This is a genomic window from Lacrimispora sp. 38-1 (assembly GCF_049890855.1).
Classification (GTDB): Bacteria; Bacillota; Clostridia; order Lachnospirales; family Lachnospiraceae; genus Lacrimispora.
Genome location: NZ_JBANEW010000072.1, coordinates 1 through 21,018 on the forward strand (window position 1 = coordinate 1; position 21,018 = coordinate 21,018).

The following is a 21,018-nucleotide window of genomic DNA, read 5'->3' on the forward strand; positions in this document are numbered from 1 at the left end:
CCACAGAGGCGGCCAATCCCGTCTCTTTTTTAATATAAAAATTAGCCAGATTGGAAGGTGAGGTGAGACTGATGGCATTAACAGCTAAACAGAAAATATTTGCAGATGAGTACCTGATTGATCTTAATGCTACCAGAGCTTACAAGGTGGCTTATCCCAAGGTCAAGAACGATGAAACAGCCTCAGCTGCAGGAGCCAGATTGTTAAGAAATGTTAAGGTTGAGGATTATATCCAGAAGCGCATGAAAGACCGGGAAAAGCGCACTGAGATCACCCAGGACATGGTTTTAAAGGAGCTGGCAAAGATCGGCTTTGCGGATGTCACTGACTTCGTAACGATTGAAAACAAAGGAATTCTTAGGGTGGTTGAGGTAAAACCCACAGATGAAATGCCAAGGGATAAGATGGGAGCTATTGCCGGAATCAAGGAAGGAGCAAACGGTATTGAGATTAAGCTGAACGATAAAGGGAAGGCTCTGGAGCTGATCGGGCGGCACTTGGGTATGTTTAAGGATAAGCTGGAAGTATCTGGCACCCTTGAAACAGAGAAGACCAAGCTTGACGATCTGATCAAGCAAATGCGTGGTGGTGATGGATAATGAGCAATGAAAGATGGAGGATAACATCTATGAGAGAATTTAGAGAGATAAGAGGCTTTGGAAGATATTCGGTAAGCAATGATGGAATAGTAATAAATAATATTACTGGACAAATTCTAAGCCAGAGAAAGGCTACCAATGGATATATACGTGTAAATCTGCGAAAAGGAAATGTCCCATATGAAAAGCCAAAAACACAAGCTGTTCATAGGTTGGTGGCGGAAGCGTTTCTACCTGCAATACCAGGAAAAGAATATGTGAATCACCTTGATGGCAACAAATGTAATAATGCTTTAAGTAATTTGGAGTGGTGCACTCCTAAGGAAAATATAGAGCACGCCATAAAGCACGGGTTAATGAATCCCGATTATGCTTCTATGAGTAGGCTATCCTATGAATCAAGTCGGCGAGCTCACCAAACAAGTGAATATCGAAAGAAGATGCAAAGAATTAATGCTGAAGTAGGTTTAACAAAGCCGGTGTTGCAAATAGATTCTAAAAGCGGACAGATAATTAACAGGTTCCAAAACTGTTATGAGGCTGCCCGCTTTTTGTTTGGAGAAATTAAGTATAAAGATAGATTAATTAGTCGATGCGCCAGGGGAAGATGTAATAGTGCCTATGGTTTCACTTGGACTTATGAGGGGGTGGTTTAGCCTCATGAGTTCTGAAAGATTATTGCTGTCTGACAAATACAAAGCTTTCTTACAGTGCAATGCGCCAGTTGAATTCCTTGAGGGAACCTAACAACGGCTGCGGGTAAAACGACGGTCGGTTTGTTTAAGTTCATGCTTAAGGTTGCGGAGAGCCCCAAAAAGCTGCACATCATAGCTGCAAAGGATACCGGAACCGCTGAGAAGAACATCATCAATAAGGATCTGGGGATTACAGATGATTTCGGAATCCTGACTGAATACAACGGCAATGGTACCAAAGATGATAAGATTCCACACATTCTTTTTCACACTTCTGGTGGGGATAAAGTTATCTATGTTTTGGGATATGGCGACAAAAAGAAGTGGCAGAAGGCCCTGGGCGGTCAGTACGGCTGCCTTTACATTGACGAGATCAATACCGCTGATATTGAGTTTGTGAGAGAGTCGGCCATGCGGTGCGATTACCTGATGGGGACGCTTAACCCTGATGATCCGAACCTGTCGGTCTACAAAGAGTATATTAACTGCTCCCGTCCGCTTCCTGAATGGCAGGAAGAGACACCGAAAGAAATACTGGAAGAATTACGAGAGGAACCAAAGCCCGGCTGGGTGCATTGGTTCTTTTCTTTTACCCATAATTTAGGTCTGTCAAAGGAGAAGCTGGAAAACATTATCCGAAATACTCCGAAGGGTACGAAGATCTGGAAGAACAAGATCCAGGGCTTACGAGGCAAGGCAACCGGCCTGATCTTCCCGAACTTTGACCGGAAAAAGCATGTGGTCAACAAGGCCTGGGTGAAACAGCAGATCGAGTCCGGAAAGATAAAGGTTAAGAAATTTTCAGCTGCCTTGGATACCTCTTATTCTAGTAAAAGCCCGGACACCATTGCAATGATTTATCAGCTAATCACCATGGATCGGAAGGTGATCGTTCTTGATGAGAAGGTGTATAGTAACGCTGACCTTTCCGTGCCGTTAGCTCCATCAGACACAGTAATCAAGTTCATGGACTTTCTGGAAAGGAACCGGAAGGAGTGGGGTCTTGCAAAAGATGTATTTATAGACTGCGCAGATCAGGCAACGATCACGGAACTTAAAAAGTATAAGCGGCTTAAAGGCTGCCTGTATAACTTCCATGACTCTTACAAGAAAGTGGAGATTATAGACCGTATTAACTTCATGCTGGGCTGGATCACACAGGGCTGTTATCTGGTTGTTGATACCTGCGCAGAGCATATGGGGGAACTGGACCGGTATTCTTGGAAAGAAGACAAGGACGAACCGGAAGACCGTAATGATCATACGATCAATGCCAGTCAGTATGGGTGGATTCCCTACAGGAACTTGATAGGATTTGAAGAAAATGAAATCACAGGGAGGTGAGAAGAATGCATAAATTGACAATGGATTCTAAGGAAAGCATTTTCCTTGATGGTAAAAAGTTGGATTGTGTAAAAGAGTATCAATTAAAGCACTCCGCCGGACAGCCAGCGGAGTTGAAAATTACACTAGAGGTCACTGTAACCCAAGCTGTCTCTGAATTAGAGAAGAAATGACACCAGTTGCTATTTCGGCTAATGCATTTAAAGAGGTCGAGCCGACTTTTTTAGAAATTTCTTTAGTTTTAGTCCAATTGGAATCTTCACGAATATCTGACAGGAAAGAGTGAGCTTTTGGCATTAAGTCAATTACCATGCAACTGGGATCCATATACCAAGAGACATTGTATAGATAACCATTTAATTCACATTGCTTTATGTGATAAAAAACTTCTTCGGGTTCATATTTTCCAAGACGTTCAGTTATTTTTTCTCTTGTCGGCTCATATTCAAATGGCTTGCCAAAAGATGTTTCTGATTCAATATCAAATAAGATATCTCTTATGCACTCAGGATTAAGTTTCATATTACAATTTCTCCTTTCTCTCTTACTCGGCTCTGGCAGGAGCTTGTACTTACAGTATAGGAGAAATGGAAGAAAATAGCAATTAAGGAGGCAAGAAATGAGGTGGGTAACAGCATTGGGTGACAATATAAAGCGGGGAATTCGCAGCTGGCTTCAGATCCAGCCTTCCAGTCCCTATACGATACAGATTCAGGAAACGATAGACTATGAACTGAATGCGATTCGTAACCGTATCTGGTACCGTGGTGACAGCAACGAACTGGAACAGCTCTATCATAGCGTGAATGAGTACGCAGATAAGCATAAATTCTGGGCTTCTAAGTGCACACCCGGAATGGAAATGAGAAAGATACATACTGGTCTGCCCGGTCTGATCGTCAGGATTCTTTCCAGTATAGTCTTGTCAGATATGAATGATTTTGAATTTGTAGTGCCGGCGCAGAAGGGGTTATGGAAAGAGATCGAGAAGGAAAATAAGTTCCGGAAGGCTCTGGAAAGGTCCCTGAAAGAAGTTTTGTATATCGGTGATGGGGCTTACAAAGTAACAATCAACACCGATTTAAGTCAGTATCCAATTTTGGAATGGTATCCAGGGGAACGGATCGAGGTCATAGAAGAACATGGCCGCCTTAAAGAAGTGGTATTCAAAACACCTTATATGGATCACAGACAGCAGTATGTGTTATATGAGCATTATGGCAAGGGATACATAAGAAATGAGTTGTACCTGGGAGAAGCATTGGTAGATATTAAAACTATTGAATCTACGAAGGATATAAAAGACTGGGGATTTGACAAGTCCGTTATTCTGGCTGTTCCGCTAAAAGTGTATGAGAGCACAAAGTGGAAAGGCCGTGGAGGGTCTATCTTTGATGGGAAGTTAGACAATTTCGATGCTTTTGACGAGGTATGGAGTCAATGGATGGACGCACTTCGAGCGGGTAGGGCTAGAACATTTATACCTGAGTCATATATACCAAGGAATCCAGAAACAGGTGAATCGATGAGACCCAGTCCATTTGATAACCGTTTTATAGCTGGTGATGATGATATGGGGGAGAACGGGAAGAATGTTATCAATACAGAACAGCCGACTATACCCCATGAAAGCTACCTTGCCAGTTATGTGACCGCTCTGGACCTCTGTCTGCAGGGGATCATTTCTCCCAGTACTCTTGGTATCGATGTAAAGAAGCTGGATAATGCCGAAGCGCAGAGGGAGAAAGAAAAGGCAACCCTTTACACCAGAAATGCGGTTGTAGAAGCTTTACAGGAGACTCTTCCGGATATTGTGTCAGCGTGTATCAATGCGTATCACATTCTACTTAAACAGCCGGTGGAAGAAGTAAAAGTAGAGATACCTTTCGGAGAGTATGCGAATCCGTCCTTTGAAAGTCAGGTGGAGACCCTATCGAAAGCCCGACCAGGATCACCGGTCATGAGTATTGATGCGCAGGTGGAAGAAATGTGGGGAGACAGCAAAGATGATAAATGGAAAGCCGAAGAGGTTAGCCGGTTAAAGGCTGAGCTTGGTATCATGGAAACAGAGGAACCGGGGCTAAATACGGAGGGGGTGAATGTAGATGATAGTTCAAATCGGGAACAAATCATACAAAATGGGTCAGATAGGGTACCAGAAGTTTCTTGATGAAGTAGCAAAGCCTGAAGTGCCATTTGGAATATATGCTGTTGAAAAGGATGGTCAGGCACAAATGCTCATAGAAAAATGCAGCAGTATCACCCAACTAAAGAAAAAGACGCAGGAATATAAAAAGCGTGGTTTTAAGGTTTTAGCAAACGGCAGGTGATCACATGAACGAATATGATATCTCCGGGGCTTTTGAAGCGATCGAACAGGAACTCATTGCTTCCATGATCCGGAATATGGACCGCCATAGAGCCGAGGAACTTAAAGAGGGCTATGACTGGTCCATGTGGCAAACAGAACAGCTTAAGGCTCTGGAAAAATATAAGCTTCAAAACCAGAAAAAGTACAGCAAGCAGTTTAAAAGCATAAACGCCCAGATCGGGGAGCTTATCTGGCAGGCCAGACAACAGGGAGGCATGAAACAGGAGGAGCAGATCCTTCGGGCTATTAAGAATGGATTCAAAAGCTATAAGCTCACTTCGGCAGCTATGCAGGCAGAGTTTTTCAAACTGAATACCCGGAAACTGGAAGCGCTGGTTAAAGCGACCAGTAACGATATGCAGAAAGCAGAAACAGCAGTCTTGCGAATGGCAAATGACCAGTATCGTAAGGCTATTTTTAATGCTCATGTGTATGCCAACTCTGGAGCCGGTACTTATGAAAAAGCAGTGGATATGGCTACCAAGGATATGCTTTCCCGTGGGCTTAACTGCGTGGAGTATAAGAATGGCGCTCGCCATGCTCTGTCAGATTATGCGGACATGGCAATCCGGACAGCCAGTAAGCGTGCCTATTTGCAGGGAGAAGGGGAGAAACGTCAGGAATGGGGAATTAGTACCGTTATAGTGGGTAAGCGTGGAAACCCCTGCCCCAAGTGTCTTCCCTTTGTAGGAAAAGTCCTGATCGATGATGTGTGGAGCGGAGGAAAGGCTTCTGATGGACCGTATCCCCTTATGAGCGCAGCCATTGCCAGGGGTCTTTATCACCCAAGGTGCAAGGATAGTCACAGTACATATTTTCCTGGGATCTCCACAGCAGATGATACTTGGACCAGAGAAGAACTGAAATCTATCGAGAAAACTTATAAGCAGGAACAAGAGCAGAAATATGCTCAGAGGCAGGCTGAGAAGTATGGCAGGCTTGCGGAATATTCACTGAGCGCAGACAATCAGGAAAAATATTCGACTCGAAAAAAGGAATGGGAAGCTGTTGTAAAAAACTTTAATTCTGGTATAATAAAAGCAGAAAAAGTAGTTAGTGGTCACACAGGAACGCCTAAACTTGCAAATCCTGGTTCTGTTATAGACCATGTAGATAAAAGTGGCAAGGTTGATGTTAGATCCATTTATGGTGACGATGGATTGAAAGACAAAGATATACACACAACGAACCATGGAAATCCTAAAAATCACCCGTACGGTGAGAATGGAGAACATGCTCATGATTATGACTGGGACGATGAACAAAAGCTACGGAATAAGACTACTCGCGAGCTAACGGAATCGGAGAGAAAGGAGAATAGTGATATTTTATGAAAAAAGACGATGTAAAACAAATAATTGCTGCTTGCTGTAATGATATCGTGTTTTCTTACAACGGTATTGATTCAGGGGTGACATCGGAGGTTAGTAATTATGTTCCTTCTTTTCAAGCATGGCATGGCGATAATACCAAAGTGTATGATAGTATAGATGATGTCATGAAAGATAAATTTTACAGTGGGAAATCACTTAATGATTTGGCAGAAAATATAAATATCAATGTTGTTTAAATACCATCAGTCAGTAAAATGGCCGGTGGTATTTTTATATTCAAAAGTTGCGATATCGCAACGGAAAGGCGGTGATCCAGTTATCTCCCTTTGAGGCGCAGGGTTTTGCGTCTTATTTTTATGCCCGAAGGCTCAAAACTACGGTGAGACACACTGTTACCAACTGTTAAAGTGCAGACAGCACATGAAAAACTGTGATATGGAGACACCATTCAACTGTGAAAGGAGACTATGAAATGAGATTTGGAAGATTAACACCAATGTATGAAGCTGAAGGAGGGCAAGGGGGATCTGGTGGAGCTGCCACGGGATCAGGTCAGACCCAACAGACTGGAGCAGCCCAACAGACGACACAGACAGCAGCTCCGGCTATTGACTATGATAAAATTGCCCAGCTGGTAGCGGGAAAGCAGACCGCAACGGAAGACAGCGTCCTGAAAGGCTATTTTAAACAGCAGGGACTCAGCCAGGAAGAAATGAATCAGGCGATTGCAACATTTAAGCAGCAGAAAGCAGCTTCCCAACCAGACGTAAGCGCTATGCAGACACAGCTTGCACAGGCTCAGGCGGCAGCAAAGCAGGCTATGGTTGAAAATGCAGCGACTATGTCAGCAATCAGTCTTGGTATTGACGCAAAGACAATCCCATATGTTCTTAAAATGGCTGATTTAAGTCAGGTCATGGGACAGGACGGAAAGATCAATGATGAAACTATGAAAAACGCCTTAAACAAAGTGCTGGAAGATGTACCAGCATTAAAACCGCAGACAGGCCAGACCACTGGGTTTGTACAGGTAGGGGCAAGCGGTACCGGCCAGCAACAGGCGGCAACAGACGATGCTTTAAAGAAGGCATTCGGATTATAAGAAAGAGAGGAATAACACATGGCAGTTTATGAATATGCAACAACCTTCACTGATTTACTTCAGCAGAAATATGCAAAGGAACTTTGCTCTGATGCACTCACTCAGAGCAATCAGCAGGTGAAATTTATCAATGCTCAGACAATTAAGTTACCCAGAATGACCGTATCCGGGTATAAAGATCATACTAGAAGTCCCGGTTTTAATGCTGGAACCCTTACCAATGATTGGGAACCGAAGAAACTGGAACATGATCGCGATATTGAATTCTTCGTGGATCCAATGGATATCGATGAAACAAACCTTACTTTATCCGTGGCGAATATTCAGAATACTTTTGAAACGGAACAGGCAATTCCGGAAAAGGATTCTTACCGATTCTCAAAACTTCACGCAGAACTTACTGCGTATACCGGACGTATTGACACTACAGTAATTTCAGCAGCCAACTTTCTGGAAGCATTTGATACGGAAATGGCTATCATGGACGAAGCAGGGGTACCGGAAGAGGGGAGAATTCTTTATGTGACTCCCAATATGCGAAAGATCGTTAAAGAGGCAGACGGGATTCAGCGAATGATGACCATTACTACTCCTTCAACCATTAACCGGAAAGTACATTCACTTGATGATGTTACGATTAAGATGGTACCGGCTGCCAGAATGAAAACTAAGTATGATTTCACAAATGGCTGTGTTGCGGCAACCGATGCCAAGCAAATTAACTGGATCCTGATTCATAATTCTTGTGTAGTAGCAAGGGATAAATACAGCTATATTAAGCTGTTTACACCAGGCACAGATAGCAGGACCGCAGATGGATACCTGTACCAGAACCGCAATTACGGAGATTTGTTCTTACTTGAAAAGAAAGTAGAAGGCTGTGCAATGAATATCACAGCATAATAGGGAGGTATTGGTAAATGAAAGCAGTAAAAGGAAATAAAGAATATACCATTGACGAAAGTCAGCAGAAAGCTTATCAGGACCAGGGCTTTGACATTAAAGATGATGATGGGAACGTAATTGTTTATGGCAGAGGCAAGACTGTACCATACGGTGATTATATGGCTGTGAAAGAGGAACTGGAAGAGCTGAAAGCAAATGGTGGAGAAATTGCGGACGATCAGGAGGTAATTGATATTCTGAAAGCGTTTGCGAATGAAAATGGTGTTGATCTGGGAAAGACAGCTACCATATCCGGAATCGTAAAAAAGATCAAGGAGTTTAAGCCGGAAGGCGGTGAGTAATATGCCTTATGTACCCTATGTAACGCCGGATTATTACAAAGAAACCTATAAAGGCAGCACGGTACCGGAAGATGAACTGGAAAGAACGCTCCGACAAGCTAGCCGTCATATTGACTCCCTGACCTACAACCGTATTGTGGGCCGGGGATTTTCTAATTTGGCCGAGTTTCAACAGGAAGTTATTCGGGAAGTGGTATGTCTTCAGGCGGACTTTGAGCATGAGAATGCTGACGAGATCAGCACGATTCTATCCAATTACAGTCTTAATGGAGTATCGGTTACTTTCGGTAATTCATGGAATGTGTTTACTGATAAAGGCATTGCAATGATGCGTGATGTGTACGCTCTACTATCTCAGACGGGCCTGTGTTGCCGGTTAGCGAGGTGATCCTATTATGAAATACCCGTGTTTAGTGCCAAAACGGCTGTGTAAGACAGATATTCACGTTCACCTTGAAAGTGAGGAAACTAACAACCTGGGAGAACCAAAATACAAGGCTGATCTGGATTTAAAGTGCAATTTTCAGGACCGGGCAAAAACCATTCTCACGGCAGAAAAGAAGCTGATCCAGATAACCGGTACGGCTATGTTCCCTGGTGATATCGCTCCAGACTTCCCAACCTTAAGCGGAGGTACCGTTACTATATTTGGGGAAGAGAGACGGATCGAACAAGGAAGCAAGAACCGGAATCCGGATGGTACCGTTAATTTTTGTACTTTGGAGGTAATCTGATGCAGGTGAAATCAACCGTTAAAATGAATATGCCACGGATCCGTCAGCTGACACAGGCTGCGGTAACAGCCCTTGAAATGACCGCCGAAGCGTTGCACACGGAGGTTGTCCAGGCACAGGTCATGCCATTTGATACCGGTAATCTTCAAGGGGAAAGTTTCTTTGCTGATTATTCTGATTCCTCCAAAGGAAAAGTTCAACTTGTGACCAGTACCCCTTATGCAAGGCGTTTGTACTTTCATCCTGAATATAATTTTCAGACTGACGAGAATCCCAACGCAAAGGGGCATTGGTATGAGGATTGGGAGCCAGGGGGGAGCAAAGCGGATTTTGCCCCCAATGCGTATAAGAAATTTTATAAGAAAGTAGGTGGCGTGTGATGCTGTCTTTAAAAGATGTACGCCAGTATATATCCAGCCTGAACATTACTGCAGATGATAATGTCTATATTGGAAAGCTGGATAATAAAAAGCAGAAGTCCATTGTTGTTTACAGCCGGCAAGTAAGTGGCAGCCCCAATATTGCAATTGGTGGACTGGAATGCACCACTTACGATACAAAGCCGGTTTCTCTTCTGCTCCATTGGAATAAAAGCAAGGACGAGACAGAAAGAGCAGCCTATGATTTATTTGAGAAACTAAGAAGTGTAACCAGCCTTACTATAGGAGATACCCCTATTAATTACCTGCGCCTGATGGTTCCTGAACCGCAGGACGTAGGGACAGATGATGGCGGGGTATATGAATATGTGATCTGGCTGGATTTTATTTATGAAAGGAACAGGTAAGATATATGGACGGTACTGCTAAAGTATATCCGGTAAATAATAATAAATTTAAAGTAGGCTTAAACGGTCTTAAAACTGCAATGACCATGATTGCAAATCTGACCAACTTTGCTCCAAGTATTGAAGGCGGTGTTGAAGAGTGGAACGCCATGGAGCATGAAGGCTGGGGTGACGCTATGATGACCAGTAAAAAACTATCATTCTCCTTCCAAGGGAAACGTACTTATGGAGATCCGGGAAATGATTATGTTGCCGGTCTTGCATGGAAATCTGGTAATGATGTGGTAGCACCGTTTGAGTGGGAAATGCCATCCGGTGCAAAGGTGTCTTTTGATGCAATCATTAATGTAACTACTCCTGCAGGTGGAGATAGTACGGCGGTTGATGCTCTGGAGTTTGAGGTAAAGTGCAAGGGTAAGCCAAATTTTACCCCGGCGGGAGCGTAGATCCTGCGCCGCCCGCGGAACCGGAAGAACCAGTAGAAAATAAAGAAGCAGACGTAGAGCCAGAAGAATAAGACCTGGCTCTTTTTGAAAGGAGATTGAAGAAATGGCGAGAGTAATTGATATTACAGAGAAACTTACATTTGAGGGAAACCCCTCTTTGATGATTAAAGGGAAGAAGCTGGAAGTAAATGCAGACGCCCCTACTATGTTAAAGGTTATGGCATTAATGAGTGATGATCCCGGCATGAATGAAATTTTAACAACCTATGACATGATGTTTCCTGAAAAGTCGAAAAAGGAAATTGAAAAACTGGGGCTTAATTTCAATGATCTGATCGTGGTGGTTCAGGAAGCGGTTGGGTTAATTACAGGGGAGAATAGCAGCCAGGGAGAGCAGTGACCCGTACTACGATTTATTTGAGGACTGGGACTTGATTGTATCCAGCTTTCTAACGCAGTACGGGTTGAGAATACGGACAAAAGAATTTGAATCGGTTAGCTGGGATGAGTTTAAATCCCTGTTAGCCGGAATTGATCCTGAAACTCCTCTGGGGCGAGTTGTGGCAATCCGAGCAGAGACAGATAAGAATGTGATTAAGAATTTCAACAAGGATCAAAAGCGCATATACAATGCCTGGAGGAATCGGAAGGCAGAAACAATGCCACCAGCTACTTATGAACAGGAAATGAAAGCGCTGGAAAAGATGTTTGCAGACTTGTGCAGATAGGAGGTGAGTGAACAATGGCTGAAAGTGTAGGGCAGATCGGGCTTGATCTTGTAGTCAATCAAAATAATTTTAACAGGCAGATGGCTGGTATTCAAGGACTGGCCAAAAAGGCAGGAGCAGCACTGGCGGCCGCTTTTGCTGTTAAGAAAATAGTTGACTTTGGAGCTCAGTGCGTAAAACTGGGGTCTGACCTTGCTGAGGTGCAGAACGTTGTTGACGTAACCTTTCCTAACATGAATAAGCAGATCGACCAGTTTGCCAAGAATGCCATAACGTCCTTTGGATTATCAGAGACTATGGCTAAGAAGTTCACGGGTACGTTTGGAGCAATGGCGAAGGCTTTCGGATTCTCTGAAAGTGCTGCTTATGATATGTCCACTACCCTGACCGGTCTGGCCGGAGATGTGGCATCCTTTTACAACCTTTCACAGGACGAAGCCTATACGAAACTAAAATCTGTATTCACAGGTGAAACTGAGACGCTAAAAGACCTGGGTATCGTAATGACTCAGAATGCCCTTGACAGCTATGCCCTTGCTAATGGTTACGGCAAAGTGACGGCTAAAATGTCAGAGGCGGAAAAGGTGGCGTTGCGATATAAGTTCGTACAAGATCAGCTGGCCCTTGCTACCGGAGATTTTACCCGTACAAGTGACAGCTGGGCTAATCAGGTCCGGGTATTAAAACTTCAGTTCGATTCATTAAAAGCCACCATCGGCCAGGGGCTTATCAATGTACTTACTCCCGTGATAAAGGTAATTAACACTATTATCGGGAAGCTGATGAGTCTGGCCAACGCCTTTAAATCATTTACGGAACTGATAACCGGAAAGAAAGGTTCCAGTGGGGCATCGGCTGCAGCTGTTTCTGGTATGGAAGCTGTTACCAATGCGGCTGATAGTGCCTCTGGAGCAATAGGCGGAACCGGTGGGGCTGCAAAGAAAGCAGCCAAGGATATTAAGGGTATGTCCACCGGTATAGATGAATTGAATGTTATAAGTCCGGATACTGGTTCTGACAGCTCTGGTGGTGCCGGAGGGGCTGCCGGTTATGCTGCGGATGAGTTTGATATGGGAGCAGTGGATACTTCTGGAGTTGAGGAAGCCGGTAACAAGTACCAGGCTTTAATTGACAGAGCGCGAGAACTGAAAGATCTATTTAAGACTGGTTTTAGTATCGGATTTGGAGATACGTCAGTCATTGACAACATTCAGAAATCCATACAAGGTATTGGACAGAGCCTCAAAGGGATATTTACGGATCCAGCGGTCTTATCTTCTGCTGAGGAATTTGGAAACCGGATAGCGGTAAATCTGGGAAAAGCTGCAGGCAGCATGGCTTCTATAGGGGCAACGCTTGCAGATAATCTACTGGGTGGAATTAATAAGTTCTTAGAACAGAATAGCCAACGAATTAAGGATTATCTGGTATCCATGTTTGATATCGGCGCGGAGATCACCGACATTGTAGGTAATTTCAATGTGGCGTTTGCAACTATTTTCTCAGCTTTTCGCAGTGATAGTGCAAAGCAGATCACAGCGGATATTATAGGTGTCTTTTCAAGTGCTTTTATGGGTGTGACGGAGCTGGCCGGAAAACTGGGAAGAGATGTTCTGGACTTGATCACAGCTCCATTTATCCAGAACAGGGATCTTATTAAACAGACTCTTGAAGATACATTTTCTGCAGTAGAGCCTATTTTCTCTGAAATAAAATCAATTGTTGATGAAGCATTTACTAAAATAAATGAAACCTATGACGATCATATAAAGCCAATGCTGGATTCGTTTAAGCAGGGTTTTACAGAAATAGCAATAAAGTTCTTAGAACTTTACAATACATACTTCCTTCCGATCATTACAGATCTGTCCGTACAGTTCCAATCGTTTCGTGAGGAATACTTGTCCCCTCTGATTGATAAATTCATGGAATTTGCGGGTAAAGTGGCAGATGCAATCACTGTGCTTTGGGAAAATGTGTTAAAGCCCTTTATTCTTTGGTTCATGGAAGCGGCGGCTCCTATTATTGCAGAGTTTATCCAGAATGTGATAGATGGATTCTTTCGGTTCTTTGAAGGTGTAAGTACAGTTGTAGGAGATATATTAACAGCTTTAAGTGGTCTTATGGATTTCATAATTGGAGTTTTCACCGGTGACTGGAATCTGGCATGGGAAGGAATAAAAACATTCTTTAGTGGTACCTGGGATTCGATGAAGGATGCGCTGTCCCTTGTTATAAATGCCATTGCATCTATTATTAAAACTGTTCTTGATACAATAAAATCTGAATGGGAACTTAGATGGAATTTAATTAAAACGTCTCTCTCAAATACCTGGACTTTAATGCAGGACACTGTCACAAAAGTTTCCGAAGCCATAAGAGATAAATTGTCAGAGATCTGGGACAGTGTAAAGCAAACGATTGAGGAAAAATGGAATGCCATCAAGGAATGGTTTGATCAGATCTGGCAGAAAATCAAAGATGTGTTTAAGCTTGATGAAATGACTCAGATCGGAAAAAATATGATGAATAATTTCTTGAGTGGAATGCAGGAAGTCTGGAAAGATATCACCAGTTGGTTAGGTGATATTGCTGGTGAGGTGGGAAAAGCATTTAATACGGTTATTGATGGAGCAAAGAATTTAATCAATAAAGCCAAAGATGATGCAGAAGAGAAGGAAGAAAAAGACTCCTCTGGCCCGGGTAGTACGAAAGGTCATGTAAACAGCGGTCCAGGAGTGAAAGGTCATGCAACCGGAGGATTCCCCACTTCCGGCAGTCTGTTTGTTGCCAATGAAAACGGCAATCCTGAAATGGTTGGTAACTGGGGCGGTAAAGCAGCCGTTGCCAATAACATGCAGATCACAGAAGGGATTACAAGAGCAGTGCAGTACGGCATGAGATCTGCCATTGCTCCATTAACCTCCAGCATAAGCGCTATTGTGAACAATGCCACCCCACAGCTGTCTCTGATCGGAACTACAGGAAGCAGTGCAGGAACAGCGGATCAGGTTCAAAATATGGCAAGTCAGGTTATGTCTATGCCAACAGAATCTATGTCCGATCATTATCTGTCCCTTATGGTGGAATTACTGCGCAAGATCATAGAGCTGATCGAAGCAATGGATCTGACTGTAAATATTGATATCCGAGAGATTAAAAGCAAACTTGCCGATCTGGATAAGAGAAGCGGTTTTTCAATGAGAACAACATAAAGGAGGCGGTGCTGCATGGCAGTAATAACAATCAATGGCAGGGAGTTTCCGTCTCCCGACATTGGCGGGAATCTGGTGGTGGCAACGAATGTAAGTGACGGAAAAAATGCCCTGGGGGAGTTTATAGGCCAGAGAGTAGGAAGAGATCAATATAAGTTTGAGAACCTACAATGGAAGTTTTTAGACGCTGTCACTTGGGCAGCCATGCTGCAGGAGTTTGATAAATTTGTGGTGACGGCAAGGATCCCGGATATGGTACATAACCGCATGATGACAATCCGAATGTACCCGGGAAACCGGACGGCCACACCGATTGAATTTGACAAAGACGGGCTCCCTACGCGTTATATGGACTGCAAGGTGAACGTCATTGATTGTGGGGTGATTGAGTAGTGCAGCCAGCAAGCCAACAATACAAAGACTTAATGCGTCGAATATACAAGAATCCGTTTTCATATATCCGCGTAACTATAGGTCTGATCAACCAGCAAGCCCAAGCCAGCGCTTATGTCCCGGACAAAGAAAACTATACCTATTACAGCAGTTTTAAAATGCCTTTAGATAATTATGAAGTCCAGGAGCTCTATGCTACCTGCGATCAGGATTATACGCCGGTAGATGGCAGCATGTACTTTCTTCCAAGAACTAGGGCGGATGTGGTATTAAACCAAGGGATTGTGTCAAAGGAACTTATGGGACCGGTGGAAATCCGGCTCCCAGTCCAGCACGATATTAAGGGTTTGACCATAGAATTTGGGAAAGCCTTTCCGGTAGATTTCATTATAGAATCGGATAATAACACTGTGGAGATCACCGGGAATGGTGCAGGGCATTTTGTAACAGAGGAAATTTTTGCAGGAGCAACATTCCTGCGCTTTACGCCATCCCGAATGGTAAACGGTCAGAGCCGGTTCCGGATCCATAAGATTACTATGGGTATTGGGATCTATTTTGATAATCAGCGGATCCTGTCTGCCACGAAAAAGGAGCATATCAGCCCTATCATGGAGGAGCTACCGACCATCGACTTTAATCTGTCCGTGAATAATAAAGACAGAGCATTTGATATTGAGAATGAAGAAAACTCCGTAAACTTCTTAGAGATTGGCCAGGACATAACGGTCCTATATGGACAGGAGCTTGATGATGGATCCGTGGAGTGGTTGTCGGGAGCAAAGGTACGATTAAAGGAATGGTCCGCAGACGATGAAGAAATGACTTTTTCTGCTTCTGACAGGTTCGACTACATGGACGGAACTTATCATAAAGGTTTGTATCGCCCGGAAGGTATCAGCCTGTATGATCTGGCACTTGATGTGCTTTCTGATGCCGGAATTGATAACCGAACCTACTGGATTGACAGCTATTTAAAGTCTGTGAAAGTGGTAAACCCGATGCCGGTTGTCACACACAAGGAAGCCCTGCAGCTGATTGCCAATGCTGGCCGGTGTATTCTCTATCAGGACAGAGAGGGGAATATCTTTCTAAAATCCAGCTTCATTCCGGCTATGGAAGCCAGTTCAAATAATGAGACTTATTTCAGTCATGCAGGATCCGTCCTGGATAAATCGCCTAAGAAGCAGTACGCAATGACGACACAAAACTATACAAGCGTAACCCCTACACAGTATTTTCTGCCAAGGAAGGAAGAAGGTGCGGTCTATCTAAATGCCGGATATGTCTCAGAGGCAGTGGCGGGAAGTGATGGATTCTTTGCAGTTAATCCAACTGTAGAAATTGTTCTGGAAGCCTCTTTCAAATATTTCGGTTTGACAATGGAGTTTGGCAATAATAATCCTTTGGAAATGGTCTTTCACGCCTACCGTGATGGGGAACTGGTGGAAGATTACACCGTAACAGATCTGACTGCAATATCGGTCATTAACCATGAATTTGAGGAGTTTGACAGGCTGATGTTGGAATTTACTAAAGGATATCCGAATAACCGGATAGTCTTAAATAATATCACTTTTGGGGACAGGACCGACTATGTTTTTGAGTATGGTCATGAATTGACCAAAACTCCAAAGGGAACGCAGCTTGCCAAGGTCAGGGAGCTGCAGGTAATCAGAACGCTTTACAATCAGGTAGGAGAGAAAAAGGAACTGGCGAAAGAAACGATTGTGGTAACTGCTGCAGAAAACCGGTATACCTTTTACTTTACCAATCCATCGTATGATCTGTCCTGCACGCTTACATTATCAGGAGAGGGGCAGTTGGCAACTATTATAGATAGCAGCAATTATTTTGCCACGGTAGAAATTACAGGGGTTACGGGGACCGTTGAGGTATCTGTATCAGGTCGGGAGTGCACAACTGTTAAAACTAAAATAAGCAGGCAGCTTAATCCAACCGGCAGTATGGAAATATGGGAAAATCCTCTGATATCAGATGCAGTCCATGCCGCCAATATTGCGGACTGGATTGGTGACTATCTAAAATCAGATCGACAGTATGATCTTCAGTATCGTGGAGAGCCCAGGATTGATGCGAATGATATCGCATTTCTGGAGAACAAATATGTTCCAGATCTTCTTCTGCGGGTATACGAGCATACTTTAAAGTTTAATGGAGCCTTAAGCGGCACCATAAAGGCAAGGAGGGACATGAGCAATGTGGCAGCTGCCAAAGACTAACTGGAAGGAAAGTGACTTCTTTAATATAGAGGACTACAACCGCATAAAAGGAAACATAAATGAAATCCGGTCACAGGCACTTCAACTTTGGCCGGATTTTGAGTTTGAGGAAATGGGATCTGATAAGACCTATCAGGACTATGGTTTCTATGCGGATGAGATCAACCGGTTTGAGGCTAATGTGGACCATATCTGTGCAGGAACTTGCCCCTTTAAAGTGGGTGACCGCCAAACCTTTTATGATAATCAGCCCTTTATTGACTGGAAGGAACTGAACCGGATTGAAGAAGCTTGCCGGTTGATTTACAGCAATATACAAAGCCGATATAACGGCAGGAGAACGCTATCATTTACATTGAATGGAGGTACTTTTTAAATGGAACTAAAAACAGATTATAAGGATGCCATGTATGATGGCCAGCGCCGGTACCGCCTGATCCCAAATGAGGACGGAACTTACAGCCTCCCGGACGAAACAACTTACACCCAGAAGGGTGATAAGTTTGGGGCCAATGATATTAATGTAACAAACAAGGCAATCAACCAGATCAACCATGTAACGGAGGTAACATTAACTGCTGCGGGTTGGAGCAGTTCGGTTCCCTATACTCAGACTGTAAACGTTTCGGGTCTGACTGAGACTGACAGACCTACTGTGAGCTTGTACCTACCAGACGGAATCACAGTAGTTGACTTAGATCTGCAAAACAAAGCTTATGACTGTGTAAACCGTGCGGTTTCTGGTAACGGGAATATTACAGTCTATTGCTACAAGAAAAAGCCAGCAGTAGACTTTCAGATTCAAATGAAGGGGGTGTAAAGTATGGCAGAATGTATTGTTTTAAAAGGTGGCGGAGGTACTGACCTTGATGTAGTGACCGCAGGGAAGCCTGATGTGCTGTCCGGAAAAGTAATCGTAGATAAAAACGGTGAACCATTAACTGGAACTATGCCGAATCGAGGCGCGGTGAGTCAGGTCTTAGGAGTTAATGGCACATATACCATACCTGAAGGGTATCATAATGGATCAGGAAAGGTTACACAAAACATTCCCATTCAAGGTGCTGATGTTTCTGGTACTGATCGAGCATGGGCCACGAATATTTCATGTTGGGAGGGAGTAGCCTGCCTGGGAGTCAGGAATGCACACTATTTAAACGGTGTGAACTGGATTCAGGGGAATATACCCAATTTCAATGCTGGTAATATAAAAAAGGGCGTTAGTATGGGAGGTCTTGTTGGTACTTTTGAAGGATATGTTCCTACAGCCACAGATTTATATTTGAGAGGTAATAATATAAGTCAATGGTATGTCATGTCTGGTTCTTGTGCGTTCGATTCCGGACAAATCTCCATTATGAGTCATAATGTACACTTACATACAGGTTATAATATAAATTTAGCAGGATTCAAATGGCTAAACATACAGGGTTATGGCAATTATGGAGCTGGAACAATAAAAGGGCTTAGACTGTATAAACAGACTGGAACCGACTCATATCTTCAAATTGGTTTTTTGGATCTGACTAATTTTGGTTCTGGTAATTATGCTTATGGTTTTGATCTTTCGGCACAGCAAGTTGTCGCCGGATTAAGACTTGTCTTCGAATATATGGAAGGCGCTGCTTACAGAATCTGGCTAGCTTAAAGGAGGACGAAATGAAAATATATGTAAACGACCAGTACGAAGTACTTGGATTAGACAATGGAGTAGAAGGTTACAAACACGTCTTCGAAACAGCACAAACAAGAACTGATCTTTTTGGAGATCTATGTGACGCATGCATTCATGGATATAAATATGAACCCCTGTATGAAATGTTGTTTAATGAAGATGGGAGCAATCAGAGAGATGAAAATACTGGGGAAATTCTCTATAAAGTCGACGAACATGGGAATAAGATTACACATGGTTTCTCTTGTCATCCTTTTGTTCCCTATCAGACCCTAATGCTTATTCAAAAGCAGTATGAAGATTCGCAAAAGCAGGTTCAGGAATTAAGCGCCCAGGTAGCTTACATGCAGATGATGTCCGGCATAGCGGAGGAGGTGTGATCATGAGTAAAAACTATGATAAGGTAAAACAGTTTTATAATGCCGGTTTATGGACTCCAGGTATGACACGTAATGCAGTAGACCGTTGGATCACAGCGACTGAGTACCAGGAGATCACCGGAAAAAAATATGAGAAAGCGTGAGGAAAATGAAAATGAAAAATACATTATGTACAGTAGCGGGAGTAGTAGGAAGTTTTATAGCATCTTTATTTGGTGGCTGGGATACCGGTATTGGTACCCTGGTCCTTTTTATGTCCATTGATTTTCTTTCCGGACTGGCAGTGGCCGGGATATTTAAAAAGAGTACAAAAACGGAAACTGGAGCTCTGGAATCAAAAGCTGGCTTTAAAGGATTGTGCCGCAAGTGTATGACGCTCCTTTTCGTCCTGATCGCATATCGCCTAGATCTGGCTATTGGGACAAACTACATAAGGGACGCTGTGATTATCGGTTTCATGGCAAATGAGCTAATCTCCATCGTGGAAAATGCCGGGCTTATGGGACTGCCACTTCCTGCAGTTCTTTCAAAGGCAATCGATGTGTTAAAGAAGAAAGCAGAAGTAACTGAATAATCTGTTGCGACCGTCGCAACGGTTGTAATGTCACAACTTTATGGACCTGGGATTATCCTGGGTCCTTTTTCGATTGGAGGAAAAATATGCAGATCAATAAATTGCTTACACTTTATAACCACAATAGCGGTACCGTGGACCGTATCAAGTATCTGGTGATCCATTATGTCGGAGCACTGGGCGGTGCGGAAGCAAATTGCAAATACTATGCTTCACAGTATGTTGGTGCCAGCGCCCACTATTATGTTGGTTTCTCCGGTGAGATCTGGCAGTCAGTAGAGGACAAGAATATCGCTTGGCACTGTGGAGCAAAGAAATATGTGCATCCTGAATGCCGAAATGCTAATAGTATAGGAATTGAACTGTGCGTCCGGAATAAAGGTTCTTTGGCAGATACAAGTCGGGACTGGTATTTCGAGGACGCCACGGTGCAGGCAGCCATTGAATTGACCAAGGAGCTCATGGCCAAGTATAACATACCTGCAGATCATGTGATCCGGCACTATGACGTGACCGGGAAGATCTGTCCGAACCCTTATGTCTATAATCACACCGACCATACATGGGAAGCATTCAAAGCTGCTTTTATGGGAACAGAGGTCAAGAAATCATCCGGCTGGGTACAGGTTGCCGATGGCTGGATGTATTACAACGGTGATACCGGTCTTCCGGTTCGTAATGACTGGGTTCAGGTCGATGGCAAGTGGTACTGGTTCAATGCCGCCGGGATCATGGTCACTAATACATGGTACCAGTATAACAGTGCATGGTATTACCTGGGACCGGACGGGGCTATGTGTACCTCTCAGCTTGTGGAGAATTCCGGAAAGATCTATGCGGTAGACGCTGACGGAAAGATGATCACCGAGCCGGTGACGCTCACGCCAGATCAGGATGGGGCGCTGCAGTATCCGGGGGTAGTGGGTTGAGGACAAAGAAGCGGGTATCTGGTATTCCGGTCCGCCTTTAGAATATAATTTCTTCTATATAAATGCACATACTATTTTCATGTTGCATTTTGTGTTGCATAGTCCAGAAAAAGTGCAACACGACAAGAAAAACACATACATTTCACGAAAAGTAAAAACACCGGGAAACCTCGTATTTATAAGGAATCCCGGTATATACTGATATTTCCACTATCTTCTTTA

At 43.6% G+C, this 21,018-nt stretch carries 28 protein-coding genes; 27 read left to right on the forward strand and 1 reads right to left on the reverse strand.

The window, feature by feature from the left end; genetic code table 11:
- The first annotated feature begins 71 nt into the window (after positions 1-71).
- From V7D18_RS20850 to V7D18_RS20860, 3 genes are all read left to right on the forward strand, one after another.
- Positions 72-599 carry a terminase small subunit gene (locus tag V7D18_RS20850; protein ID WP_426157130.1) on the forward strand — a complete coding sequence of 176 codons (528 nt, stop codon included), beginning with the start codon at positions 72-74 and terminating at the stop codon, positions 597-599.
- A gap of 29 nt (positions 600-628) precedes the next feature.
- Complete coding sequence (locus V7D18_RS20855; RefSeq protein ID WP_426157132.1) at positions 629-1,255, forward strand: HNH endonuclease; 627 nt, start codon at positions 629-631, stop codon at positions 1,253-1,255.
- A gap of 120 nt (positions 1,256-1,375) precedes the next feature.
- Positions 1,376-2,638, forward strand: a complete 1,263-nt coding sequence (locus tag V7D18_RS20860; RefSeq protein ID WP_426157134.1) for a terminase — start codon at positions 1,376-1,378, stop codon at positions 2,636-2,638.
- A gap of 132 nt (positions 2,639-2,770) precedes the next feature.
- Here V7D18_RS20860 and V7D18_RS20865 read toward each other — a convergent pair whose 3' ends face one another.
- A complete protein-coding gene (locus V7D18_RS20865) occupies positions 2,771-3,160 on the reverse strand; it encodes a DUF2513 domain-containing protein (protein ID WP_426157136.1) in 390 nt (129 codons plus the stop codon).
- A 97-nt stretch (positions 3,161-3,257) separates the two neighbouring features.
- On the opposite strand from V7D18_RS20865, the gene V7D18_RS20870 reads away from it, so the two are divergent.
- The 24 genes from V7D18_RS20870 (at position 3,258) to V7D18_RS20985 (ending at position 20,796) form a co-directional block, all read left to right on the forward strand.
- On the forward strand, positions 3,258-4,808 hold the full coding sequence (locus tag V7D18_RS20870; protein WP_426157138.1) for a capsid protein: 1,551 nt from the start codon (positions 3,258-3,260) through the stop codon (positions 4,806-4,808).
- The gene (locus tag V7D18_RS20875) at positions 4,744-4,968 is read left to right on the forward strand and encodes a hypothetical protein (RefSeq protein ID WP_426157140.1); all 225 of its coding nucleotides are present in this window, start codon (positions 4,744-4,746) and stop codon (positions 4,966-4,968) included. The genes V7D18_RS20870 and V7D18_RS20875 overlap by 65 nt, the downstream gene beginning before the upstream one ends.
- A 4-nt stretch (positions 4,969-4,972) precedes the next feature.
- Positions 4,973-6,343: a phage minor capsid protein gene (locus V7D18_RS20880; RefSeq protein ID WP_426157142.1), complete on the forward strand. Its 1,371-nt coding sequence runs from the start codon at positions 4,973-4,975 to the stop codon at positions 6,341-6,343.
- A complete protein-coding gene (locus V7D18_RS20885; protein WP_426157144.1) occupies positions 6,340-6,579 on the forward strand; it encodes a hypothetical protein in 240 nt (79 codons plus the stop codon). Before V7D18_RS20880 ends, V7D18_RS20885 begins: the two co-directional genes overlap by 4 nt.
- A gap of 236 nt (positions 6,580-6,815) precedes the next feature.
- On the forward strand, positions 6,816-7,445 hold the full coding sequence (locus V7D18_RS20890; protein WP_426157146.1) for a hypothetical protein: 630 nt from the start codon (positions 6,816-6,818) through the stop codon (positions 7,443-7,445).
- An 18-nt stretch (positions 7,446-7,463) separates the two neighbouring features.
- Positions 7,464-8,348, forward strand: a complete 885-nt coding sequence (locus V7D18_RS20895) for a capsid protein (protein WP_426157147.1) — start codon at positions 7,464-7,466, stop codon at positions 8,346-8,348.
- 17 nt (positions 8,349-8,365) lie between these two features.
- The gene (locus tag V7D18_RS20900) at positions 8,366-8,692 is read left to right on the forward strand and encodes a hypothetical protein (RefSeq protein WP_426157149.1); all 327 of its coding nucleotides are present in this window, start codon (positions 8,366-8,368) and stop codon (positions 8,690-8,692) included.
- Between the two features lies 1 nt (position 8,693).
- Positions 8,694-9,080 (forward strand): hypothetical protein, encoded by a 387-nt coding sequence (locus V7D18_RS20905; RefSeq protein WP_426157151.1) that lies wholly within the window; start codon positions 8,694-8,696, stop codon positions 9,078-9,080.
- A gap of 7 nt (positions 9,081-9,087) precedes the next feature.
- Positions 9,088-9,426, forward strand: a complete 339-nt coding sequence (locus V7D18_RS20910; protein ID WP_426157153.1) for a hypothetical protein — start codon at positions 9,088-9,090, stop codon at positions 9,424-9,426.
- Positions 9,426-9,806 (forward strand): hypothetical protein, encoded by a 381-nt coding sequence (locus tag V7D18_RS20915; protein WP_426157154.1) that lies wholly within the window; start codon positions 9,426-9,428, stop codon positions 9,804-9,806. The genes V7D18_RS20910 and V7D18_RS20915 overlap by 1 nt, the downstream gene beginning before the upstream one ends.
- A complete protein-coding gene (locus V7D18_RS20920) occupies positions 9,806-10,213 on the forward strand; it encodes a phage tail terminator protein (protein WP_426157155.1) in 408 nt (135 codons plus the stop codon). The genes V7D18_RS20915 and V7D18_RS20920 overlap by 1 nt, the downstream gene beginning before the upstream one ends.
- Before the next feature lie 5 nt (positions 10,214-10,218).
- Positions 10,219-10,659: a phage tail tube protein gene (locus V7D18_RS20925; RefSeq protein ID WP_426157157.1), complete on the forward strand. Its 441-nt coding sequence runs from the start codon at positions 10,219-10,221 to the stop codon at positions 10,657-10,659.
- Between the two features lie 103 nt (positions 10,660-10,762).
- Positions 10,763-11,059: a hypothetical protein gene (locus tag V7D18_RS20930; protein ID WP_426157159.1), complete on the forward strand. Its 297-nt coding sequence runs from the start codon at positions 10,763-10,765 to the stop codon at positions 11,057-11,059.
- Positions 11,060-11,090: 31 nt separating this feature from the next.
- Positions 11,091-11,387, forward strand: coding sequence for a Gp15 family bacteriophage protein (locus V7D18_RS20935; protein WP_426157161.1), 297 nt, complete (start codon positions 11,091-11,093; stop codon positions 11,385-11,387).
- A 14-nt stretch (positions 11,388-11,401) separates the two neighbouring features.
- Entirely contained in the window at positions 11,402-14,602 is a 3,201-nt protein-coding gene (locus tag V7D18_RS20940; RefSeq protein ID WP_426157163.1) for a phage tail protein, read from the forward strand.
- A 15-nt stretch (positions 14,603-14,617) separates the two neighbouring features.
- Positions 14,618-14,995 carry a hypothetical protein gene (locus V7D18_RS20945; protein ID WP_426157165.1) on the forward strand — a complete coding sequence of 126 codons (378 nt, stop codon included), beginning with the start codon at positions 14,618-14,620 and terminating at the stop codon, positions 14,993-14,995.
- Positions 14,995-17,238, forward strand: coding sequence for a hypothetical protein (locus tag V7D18_RS20950; protein ID WP_426157167.1), 2,244 nt, complete (start codon positions 14,995-14,997; stop codon positions 17,236-17,238). The genes V7D18_RS20945 and V7D18_RS20950 overlap by 1 nt, the downstream gene beginning before the upstream one ends.
- The gene (locus tag V7D18_RS20955; protein WP_426157169.1) at positions 17,216-17,614 is read left to right on the forward strand and encodes a hypothetical protein; all 399 of its coding nucleotides are present in this window, start codon (positions 17,216-17,218) and stop codon (positions 17,612-17,614) included. The genes V7D18_RS20950 and V7D18_RS20955 overlap by 23 nt, the downstream gene beginning before the upstream one ends.
- Positions 17,615-18,058, forward strand: coding sequence for a hypothetical protein (locus V7D18_RS20960; RefSeq protein WP_426157171.1), 444 nt, complete (start codon positions 17,615-17,617; stop codon positions 18,056-18,058). It begins immediately after the preceding gene.
- 3 nt (positions 18,059-18,061) lie between these two features.
- Positions 18,062-18,886 (forward strand): hypothetical protein, encoded by an 825-nt coding sequence (locus V7D18_RS20965; protein WP_426157173.1) that lies wholly within the window; start codon positions 18,062-18,064, stop codon positions 18,884-18,886.
- An 11-nt stretch (positions 18,887-18,897) separates the two neighbouring features.
- The gene (locus V7D18_RS20970) at positions 18,898-19,293 is read left to right on the forward strand and encodes a hypothetical protein (protein WP_426157174.1); all 396 of its coding nucleotides are present in this window, start codon (positions 18,898-18,900) and stop codon (positions 19,291-19,293) included.
- Between the two features lie 2 nt (positions 19,294-19,295).
- The gene (locus tag V7D18_RS20975; RefSeq protein WP_426157175.1) at positions 19,296-19,436 is read left to right on the forward strand and encodes an XkdX family protein; all 141 of its coding nucleotides are present in this window, start codon (positions 19,296-19,298) and stop codon (positions 19,434-19,436) included.
- 11 nt (positions 19,437-19,447) lie between these two features.
- A complete protein-coding gene (locus tag V7D18_RS20980) occupies positions 19,448-19,867 on the forward strand; it encodes a phage holin family protein (protein ID WP_288825479.1) in 420 nt (139 codons plus the stop codon).
- Positions 19,868-19,953: 86 nt separating this feature from the next.
- Positions 19,954-20,796, forward strand: coding sequence for an N-acetylmuramoyl-L-alanine amidase (locus tag V7D18_RS20985; protein ID WP_426157177.1), 843 nt, complete (start codon positions 19,954-19,956; stop codon positions 20,794-20,796).
- Positions 20,797-21,018 lie beyond the last annotated feature (222 nt).

Bases quoted from the DNA above. Each gene is read 5' to 3' on its own strand.
- V7D18_RS20920 (WP_426157155.1), top strand. From the start codon at position 9,806: ATGCTGTCTTTAAAAGATGTACGCCAGTATATATCCAGCCTGAACATT.
- V7D18_RS20940 (WP_426157163.1), top strand. From the start codon at position 11,402: ATGGCTGAAAGTGTAGGGCAGATCGGGCTTGATCTTGTAGTCAATCAA.
- V7D18_RS20970 (WP_426157174.1), top strand. From the start codon at position 18,898: ATGAAAATATATGTAAACGACCAGTACGAAGTACTTGGATTAGACAAT.
- V7D18_RS20980 (WP_288825479.1), top strand. From the start codon at position 19,448: ATGAAAAATACATTATGTACAGTAGCGGGAGTAGTAGGAAGTTTTATA.
- V7D18_RS20885 (WP_426157144.1), top strand. From the start codon at position 6,340: ATGAAAAAAGACGATGTAAAACAAATAATTGCTGCTTGCTGTAATGAT.
- V7D18_RS20855 (WP_426157132.1), top strand. From the start codon at position 629: ATGAGAGAATTTAGAGAGATAAGAGGCTTTGGAAGATATTCGGTAAGC.
- V7D18_RS20875 (WP_426157140.1), top strand. From the start codon at position 4,744: ATGATAGTTCAAATCGGGAACAAATCATACAAAATGGGTCAGATAGGG.
- V7D18_RS20895 (WP_426157147.1), top strand. From the start codon at position 7,464: ATGGCAGTTTATGAATATGCAACAACCTTCACTGATTTACTTCAGCAG.
- V7D18_RS20960 (WP_426157171.1), top strand. From the start codon at position 17,615: ATGGAACTAAAAACAGATTATAAGGATGCCATGTATGATGGCCAGCGC.
- V7D18_RS20915 (WP_426157154.1), top strand. From the start codon at position 9,426: ATGCAGGTGAAATCAACCGTTAAAATGAATATGCCACGGATCCGTCAG.
- V7D18_RS20945 (WP_426157165.1), top strand. From the start codon at position 14,618: ATGGCAGTAATAACAATCAATGGCAGGGAGTTTCCGTCTCCCGACATT.
- V7D18_RS20865 (WP_426157136.1), bottom strand. From the start codon at position 3,160: ATGAAACTTAATCCTGAGTGCATAAGAGATATCTTATTTGATATTGAA.
- V7D18_RS20910 (WP_426157153.1), top strand. From the start codon at position 9,088: ATGAAATACCCGTGTTTAGTGCCAAAACGGCTGTGTAAGACAGATATT.
- V7D18_RS20955 (WP_426157169.1), top strand. From the start codon at position 17,216: ATGTGGCAGCTGCCAAAGACTAACTGGAAGGAAAGTGACTTCTTTAAT.
- V7D18_RS20870 (WP_426157138.1), top strand. From the start codon at position 3,258: ATGAGGTGGGTAACAGCATTGGGTGACAATATAAAGCGGGGAATTCGC.
- V7D18_RS20850 (WP_426157130.1), top strand. From the start codon at position 72: ATGGCATTAACAGCTAAACAGAAAATATTTGCAGATGAGTACCTGATT.
- V7D18_RS20880 (WP_426157142.1), top strand. From the start codon at position 4,973: ATGAACGAATATGATATCTCCGGGGCTTTTGAAGCGATCGAACAGGAA.
- V7D18_RS20900 (WP_426157149.1), top strand. From the start codon at position 8,366: ATGAAAGCAGTAAAAGGAAATAAAGAATATACCATTGACGAAAGTCAG.
- V7D18_RS20975 (WP_426157175.1), top strand. From the start codon at position 19,296: ATGAGTAAAAACTATGATAAGGTAAAACAGTTTTATAATGCCGGTTTA.
- V7D18_RS20890 (WP_426157146.1), top strand. From the start codon at position 6,816: ATGAGATTTGGAAGATTAACACCAATGTATGAAGCTGAAGGAGGGCAA.
- V7D18_RS20925 (WP_426157157.1), top strand. From the start codon at position 10,219: ATGGACGGTACTGCTAAAGTATATCCGGTAAATAATAATAAATTTAAA.
- V7D18_RS20965 (WP_426157173.1), top strand. From the start codon at position 18,062: ATGGCAGAATGTATTGTTTTAAAAGGTGGCGGAGGTACTGACCTTGAT.
- V7D18_RS20905 (WP_426157151.1), top strand. From the start codon at position 8,694: ATGCCTTATGTACCCTATGTAACGCCGGATTATTACAAAGAAACCTAT.
- V7D18_RS20930 (WP_426157159.1), top strand. From the start codon at position 10,763: ATGGCGAGAGTAATTGATATTACAGAGAAACTTACATTTGAGGGAAAC.
- V7D18_RS20985 (WP_426157177.1), top strand. From the start codon at position 19,954: ATGCAGATCAATAAATTGCTTACACTTTATAACCACAATAGCGGTACC.